The 5,854-nt window shown below is 63.6% G+C and carries 8 protein-coding genes; 5 read left to right on the top strand and 3 right to left on the bottom strand.

The features are described 5' to 3' along the window. The 4 genes from ABWP09_RS10760 to ABWP09_RS10745 form a co-directional block, all read left to right on the top strand. A partial coding sequence (locus ABWP09_RS10760; RefSeq protein WP_353205141.1) for a biotin--[acetyl-CoA-carboxylase] ligase occupies nucleotides 1-658 on the top strand: 658 nt, incomplete at its 5' end. 15 nt (nucleotides 659-673) lie between these two features. Beyond that, nucleotides 674-1,456, top strand: a complete 783-nt coding sequence (locus ABWP09_RS10755) for a type III pantothenate kinase (protein WP_353205140.1) — start codon at nucleotides 674-676, stop codon at nucleotides 1,454-1,456. Nucleotides 1,457-1,554: 98 nt separating this feature from the next. Continuing rightward, nucleotides 1,555-3,231, top strand: coding sequence for a ribonuclease J (locus ABWP09_RS10750; protein WP_353205147.1), 1,677 nt, complete (start codon nucleotides 1,555-1,557; stop codon nucleotides 3,229-3,231). Nucleotides 3,232-3,347: 116 nt separating this feature from the next. Then, nucleotides 3,348-3,635, top strand: a complete 288-nt coding sequence (locus ABWP09_RS10745; RefSeq protein WP_353205139.1) for a DUF1467 family protein — start codon at nucleotides 3,348-3,350, stop codon at nucleotides 3,633-3,635. Between the two features lie 145 nt (nucleotides 3,636-3,780). On the opposite strand, the gene bfr is transcribed toward ABWP09_RS10745, so the two are convergent. From bfr to ABWP09_RS10730, 3 genes are all read right to left on the bottom strand, one after another. Beyond that, the gene (bfr, locus tag ABWP09_RS10740; RefSeq protein WP_353205138.1) at nucleotides 3,781-4,266 is read right to left on the bottom strand and encodes a bacterioferritin; all 486 of its coding nucleotides are present in this window, start codon (nucleotides 4,264-4,266) and stop codon (nucleotides 3,781-3,783) included. 33 nt (nucleotides 4,267-4,299) lie between these two features. After that, nucleotides 4,300-4,470 (bottom strand): (2Fe-2S)-binding protein, encoded by a 171-nt coding sequence (locus tag ABWP09_RS10735; RefSeq protein ID WP_353205137.1) that lies wholly within the window; start codon nucleotides 4,468-4,470, stop codon nucleotides 4,300-4,302. An 84-nt stretch (nucleotides 4,471-4,554) separates the two neighbouring features. After that, nucleotides 4,555-5,043, bottom strand: coding sequence for a hypothetical protein (locus ABWP09_RS10730; RefSeq protein WP_353205136.1), 489 nt, complete (start codon nucleotides 5,041-5,043; stop codon nucleotides 4,555-4,557). Between the two features lie 194 nt (nucleotides 5,044-5,237). On the opposite strand from ABWP09_RS10730, the gene ABWP09_RS10725 reads away from it, so the two are divergent. Then, nucleotides 5,238-5,753, top strand: coding sequence for a hypothetical protein (locus ABWP09_RS10725; RefSeq protein ID WP_353205135.1), 516 nt, complete (start codon nucleotides 5,238-5,240; stop codon nucleotides 5,751-5,753). Nucleotides 5,754-5,854: the final 101 nt, after the last annotated feature.

Genomic DNA, 5,854 nt, shown 5'->3' with positions numbered 1-5,854 from the left:
CTCCCCGACCGGCAATTTCTATGGCTCCACGGTGGTGCGGGTGCGCGGCACCGATCCGACTGCGCCAACGCTTGCACTGGTCGCGGCGGTGGCGCTGGAGGAGGTGGTGCGGGCGTATCTTTCCTCGTCACCCTCACCCTTCCCACGCGGCTTTGCCGCGCGGGCCCCTTCCCTCTCCCTTTGGGAGAGGGAAGGAGGAGCGAAGCGACGGAAGGGTGAGGGTGATTTGCTGCTCAAATGGCCTAACGACCTGCTGCTCGACGGTGCGAAGCTCTCCGGCATCCTGCTCGAACGCGCGGGCGACGCGGTGGTGGTGGGGATGGGCGTAAACATCGCGCATCACCCGCTAGATATCGACCGCCGTGCGACCAGCCTCGCGGCGTATAGCGTAACGCCCGATCCCGCCGACTTCGCCGAGACGCTGGCCGACGCGTTTGCGCGCTGGCTGGGCATTTGGCGCGGGCAGGGGCTGGCCCCGGTCCGCGCGCGCTGGCTCGAGCGCGCGCATCCGATCGGCACCGCGCTGACCGTGCGGCTCCCCGATGGCAGCGCGACCGACGGACTGTTCGGCGGGCTCGATGCGGACGGTGCGCTCAACCTGCGCTTGGCGGATGGCACGACCCGTGTCATTCACGCCGGCGACGTGTTTTTGCTCTGACAAGAAGACAAGCCCATGCTGCTCGCCATCGACGCCGGCAACACCAATGTCGTTTTTGCGCTGCTGGAGGGTCGCGAGATCAAGGCGCGCTGGCGCATCGCGACCGATCCGCGCCGCACCGCCGATGAATATGCCGTGTGGCTCAGCCAGCTGCTGACCCTCGAAGGCTATGATCGGGGGCAAGTGAACGGTGTCATCATCGCCACCGTCGTGCCGCGCGCGCTGCATAATCTGCAGACGCTGGCGCGCAAATATTTCGGCGGAGAGCCTTTGATTGCGGGCGAGCCACCGGTTGAATGGGGGATGGCGCTCGACGTGCTCGAGCCCAAGAGTGTCGGGGCGGATCGCGCCGTCACGATGATCGCGGCACATGCGGGGCACCCGGGCGATCTGATCGTCATCGATTTTGGCACCGCAACGACGCTCGACATGGTCGATTATACCGGTGCTTACAAAGGCGGCATCATCGCGCCGGGCATCAACCTGTCGCTCGACGCGCTCGTCACCGCCGCCGCCAAATTGCCGCGGATCGCGATCGAAGCCCCCGCCGACGCCAGCGTGATCGGCCGCGATACCGTCAGCCAAATGCAGATCGGCATCTTTTGGGGCTATGTCGCGATGATCGAAGGGCTGGTCGCGCGGATGAAGGCGGAGGTCGGCCGGCCGATCACCGTCGTCGCAACCGGGGGCCTGGCGATTCTGTTCGAACAGCATACGACGATGTTCGACGTGGTCGAACCCGATCTTACCATTCAGGGGCTGGCGATTCTGTGGGATCGCGCCCATATGCAGCCCTAGAGTCAACGCGCGCGCGCCCGCTTTTGCGGTGCCCCGCTTCCCAGATCTCTACGAAATCAAGCGCTTAGATGCGCAACCCTTGGCTCGCGAGTCCCGCGATGCCGCAGTTGAAAGACCAAAACTACGTGACCAAGCCAAAGAACGAACTCCTTTTCCTGGCCCTTGGCGGGTCGGGCGAAATCGGCATGAACGTCAATCTGTACGGCTGTAACGGCAAGTGGATGATGGTCGATTGCGGAATCACCTTCGCCGATCCGCAATATCCCGGCATCGACGTGATCCTGCCCGATCTGCAATTCATCGAAGAGCGGCTCGACGATCTGGTCGGCATCGTGCTGACGCACGGGCATGAGGACCATATCGGCGCATTGCCGTATCTTGCCGAGGATCTCGGCGTGCCGCTTTATGCCACCGCCTTCACCGCCGGCCTGATCCGCGGGAAGCTCGAGGAAGAGGGCAATGCCAATCGCGTCAAGCTGAAGGTGATCAAGCCCGACACCAAATTCGATCTCGGGCCGTTCGGTGTCACCTTCGTGCCGCTGTCGCACTCGATCCCCGAAGCCTCGGCGCTACTGATCGATACGCCGTATGGCCGGATCTTCCACACCGGCGACTGGAAACTAGATTCCGCGCCCGTGCTCGGTCAGCCCGCCAGCCCAGAACAGCTCGCCGCGATCGGCGATGCGGGCATTTTGGCGCTTGTCTGCGATTCGACCAACGTCTTCAATACCGAGGCGTCGGGTTCGGAAAGCGATGTGCTCTCCGGCCTGATGGACGTGATCGGCAAGGCCAAGGGCCGCGTGCTGGTCACGTCGTTCGCGTCGAATGCAGCGCGCTTGCACACGCTGGGCAAGGTCGCGACCGCGACCGGGCGGCAGTTGAGCGTGCAGGGCCGCTCGCTTGATCGCATCCTCAAGGTTGCGCGCGCGACGGGCTATCTGAAGGATTTCCCCGACACGATCGATGCCGATGCCGCGATGCGCTTGCCGCGCGACAAGGTGCTGGTGGTGGCGACCGGCGGGCAGGGCGAGGACCGTGCGGCACTTGCGCGCGTCGCCAATGGCCAGCACCCGATCACGCTCGAAACCGGCGACACCGTCGTGTTCTCCTCGAAGCAGATTCCCGGCAATGAAGTCGCGATCGGGCGGATCCAGAACCAATTGGCGGCCAAGGGCGTGATCATGATCACCGACCGTCAGGCGCATGTCCACGTCTCGGGGCATCCGGGACGCCCGGAGCTGCTGCAAATGTATCGCTGGATGAAGCCCGAACTGCTGATGCCGGTTCACGGCGAAATGCGCCATTTGATGGAGCAAGCGCGTTTCGGCCTGTCCGAGGGCGTGCCGCGCGCTTTGGTGCAGACCAATGGCGATATCGTTCGCCTCGCCCCCGGCGCGCCGACCAAGATCGGCAATGCCACGGTCGGGCGGCTGGTGCTCGACGGTGACGTGATCCTGCCGGGCGACGGTCAGACGATCAACGAGCGGCGCAAGCTGGCGATTAACGGGCAAATCTCGGTTGCGGTCGCGATCGGATCACGCGGGCTGATCGGTACGCCGCAAGTGCGGATCCAGGGTATCCCGGTTGAGGAAGACCGTGAACCGTTCCTCGACGAAACGATCGATGCCGTGATCGCGGCGGTCAAGCAGGGTGGTCGCGGCAACGGCGACAATCGCGACAAATTGCGCGAAAGCATCCGTCTTGCCGCGCGCAAGGTCGCGACGCGATGGACCGGCAAGAAGCCCAATGTCGATGTGCTGCTGATCGAGGCCTGACGCACAACCTCCGTTCGCGCTGAGCCGGTCGAAGGGCCTGTGCCTTGAGCATCGGTTCTGGCATGTGCTTCGACAGGCTCAGCACGAACGGAACTTTATCTAAGGCTGGACGAAAAATGCGGTGGACCTCGGCGCTGGCGATCTACTTCCTGTTCTGGGCGTTTTCGGTGTTTTTCGTCCTGCCGTTCGGGGTGAAGACCAGCGACGAGGCCGGGGTCGACCGCGTCCCCGGCCAGGCCGAGAGCGCGCCGCACGAGTTCAACGCGCGCAAGATCGCGATCCGCGTGACGATTGTCGCGACGATCTTGTGGTCGCTCTACATGCTCAACTTCACCTATGGCTGGCTGACGCCGCAGATGATCGATCCGCTCGGCGCGTGGAACGGCGTGGAGTATGCGGGGTAGCGTGGACTTCTCTTCAGTTCGCGCATCCATCCCGTTCGCGCTGCGCTTGTCGAAGGGCTGCGTGCCACAGGCAAGCCGTCACTTGCTGAAGCGGCCCTTCGACAGGCTCAGGGCGAACGGCGGTGTGTTCGTCCTGGCGCAGGCTTCAGCCCTCGTCGTCGGCGGCTTTGCTTTGTAGCTGGACGTAATTTCCGATGCCCATGCGCGCGATCATCTCGAACTGGCGTTCGAGCGTGTCGACATGTTCTTCCTCGCTGTCGAGGATACGACGGAACAGGTCGCGGCTGACATAGTCGCGGACCTTCTCGCAATGTTCGATCGCGTCGCGCAGCAGCGGTAGCGCTTCCATCTCGAGCGCGAGATCGGCCTTCAACACTTCCTCGACCGTTTCGCCGATGCGCAGACGACCAAGCAGCTGGAAATTGGGCAGCCCGTCGAGGAACAGGATGCGCTCCGACAGCATGTCGGCATGCTTCATCTCGTCGATCGATTCGTGCCGTTCAAACGCGGCGAGCTTGCGCACGCCCCAATGGTCGAACAGCCGGTAGTGCAGCCAATATTGGTTGACCGCGGTCAGTTCATTCTTGAGCGCCTCGTTGAGAAACTCGATGACTTTTGCGTCGCCCTGCATGGACTGCCCCTTCTTGCGCTCGGTCAGGAAAGCTTAGGCGACGGCGCGCTCGGCGTCGATGATGCTGCGTGCGAAGGGCAAGCATTGTCCGCATTTTGGCTGCCGGCCGAGCGCGCGATACGCCTGGCAAGCGGTCTTCGATCCCGCCCGTGCGGCATCGCGGACATCGCGCTCGCGGATCGCGTTACAGATGCAGACAACCATGTGGCACTTCCTCGCTGCGCGAGGATTTAGCGCTAATGCGAATTGGTCGCAAGCGTTATTGCGGATCAGTCGCATTATCCGAAACTAGCGATAGCGCCGGTGCCAGCGCGCCGCCTGTCGCGCGATCCAGGCGATCGGTAGCCCGACCAGCACGATATGGTTGAACAGTTGCTCGGCAATTTCCGGCGTTCCGGTCAGCGGGAAGATCGTCGGCCAGCGGTAGGGCAGGACGATGCGCTCCATGATTCCCCACAAGATTGCCCCGAACACGATCCCGCTCAACGGCCATAGCCGATTGACGACCGGCACGATCGCCGCGACCAGCATGTAAGCGGTCGCCATCGCTACCATGATCGCGACATGCAGCCCGAGTCCGATGGCCGCCATGATCCAGACATTGCCGATCGCATCGCGATCGACCAGCGCGCTGCCGATGCCGCCGAGCACACCGAGCGGGCTCGCCCCGTCCCACGCCGCAAACGCGAACGCCGACAGAATGTCGAGCGTGCCCGCGATCGTCGTCGCGATCACGATCCCCCGCAGCGCGCCCGATATCGAATAGCTGGTGGTCATGACCGCCTTCCCCCAATCGTTGCGCCTTGTACCAACCATGCGGGGCCGAAACTATGCCGATCTCAGCGTGTTTCGGATCACCCGTGTCAAACCGGACCAGATCGCATCGACGGCGCGCTTCGCGGCTTGCTCTGCTCGACCGGGCATCCGACCGATGCTATGGGTAAGAACCAATTCGGGGGGAGTTCTCGGGTATGGCGACGCATTATTCCGGATCGTGGTACATCCGCGCCGAAGCGGCCTCCTACAGCCTTTGGGGGTTCATCGCGGCGCTGCTGGGGGCCACCATCCTTGCCGGCGGGCTCGATCTGCTGGGCCAGTTTGCCTATGCGATTTCGACCGGCAGTACGCCGGAAGCGGTCCTGCGGACGATCGCTTCGTCGGTGAAGCTGCCGGGTCTTGCGACGGACGAGCGGCAGGTCGAGCTGATCGGGCTGGCCGTCCAGTTCGGCATCATGCTGTTGGTGGCGTTGATCTATCTGACGGCGGTCTGGCGCTTCGCGCTCGTCAATAGCATCCCGGAAATCAGCGTTGCGTGGTTCGGGGTGCTGATCGGTGCCGTGATGATCTGGGTGGTGCTGCCGCTGCGCGGTCAATCCTACGCGCCAACCACGGCCCCGCTGGAAGTGGTCGTCCAACTGCTTCGCTACATCTTCCTGGTTGCGGTGCCGATCGCGACGGTCGCGGCGCTGGGGGCGCGCAAGACCTAGGCGCGCGCACTGGATCTGATCCGGCACCCGCGCGCGGGGTCGCCGGATCACACCTTTGCGAGCAAGGCGATCAGATCGGCATTGGTCGGACGGATTTTGTA

Source organism: Sphingomonas sp., from assembly GCF_040398505.1.
In the GTDB taxonomy this organism is placed as follows: Bacteria; Pseudomonadota; Alphaproteobacteria; order Sphingomonadales; family Sphingomonadaceae; genus Sphingomonas.
Note: the sequence above shows the minus strand (reverse complement) of the source record. Positions and strands in the feature narration are given on the sequence as shown.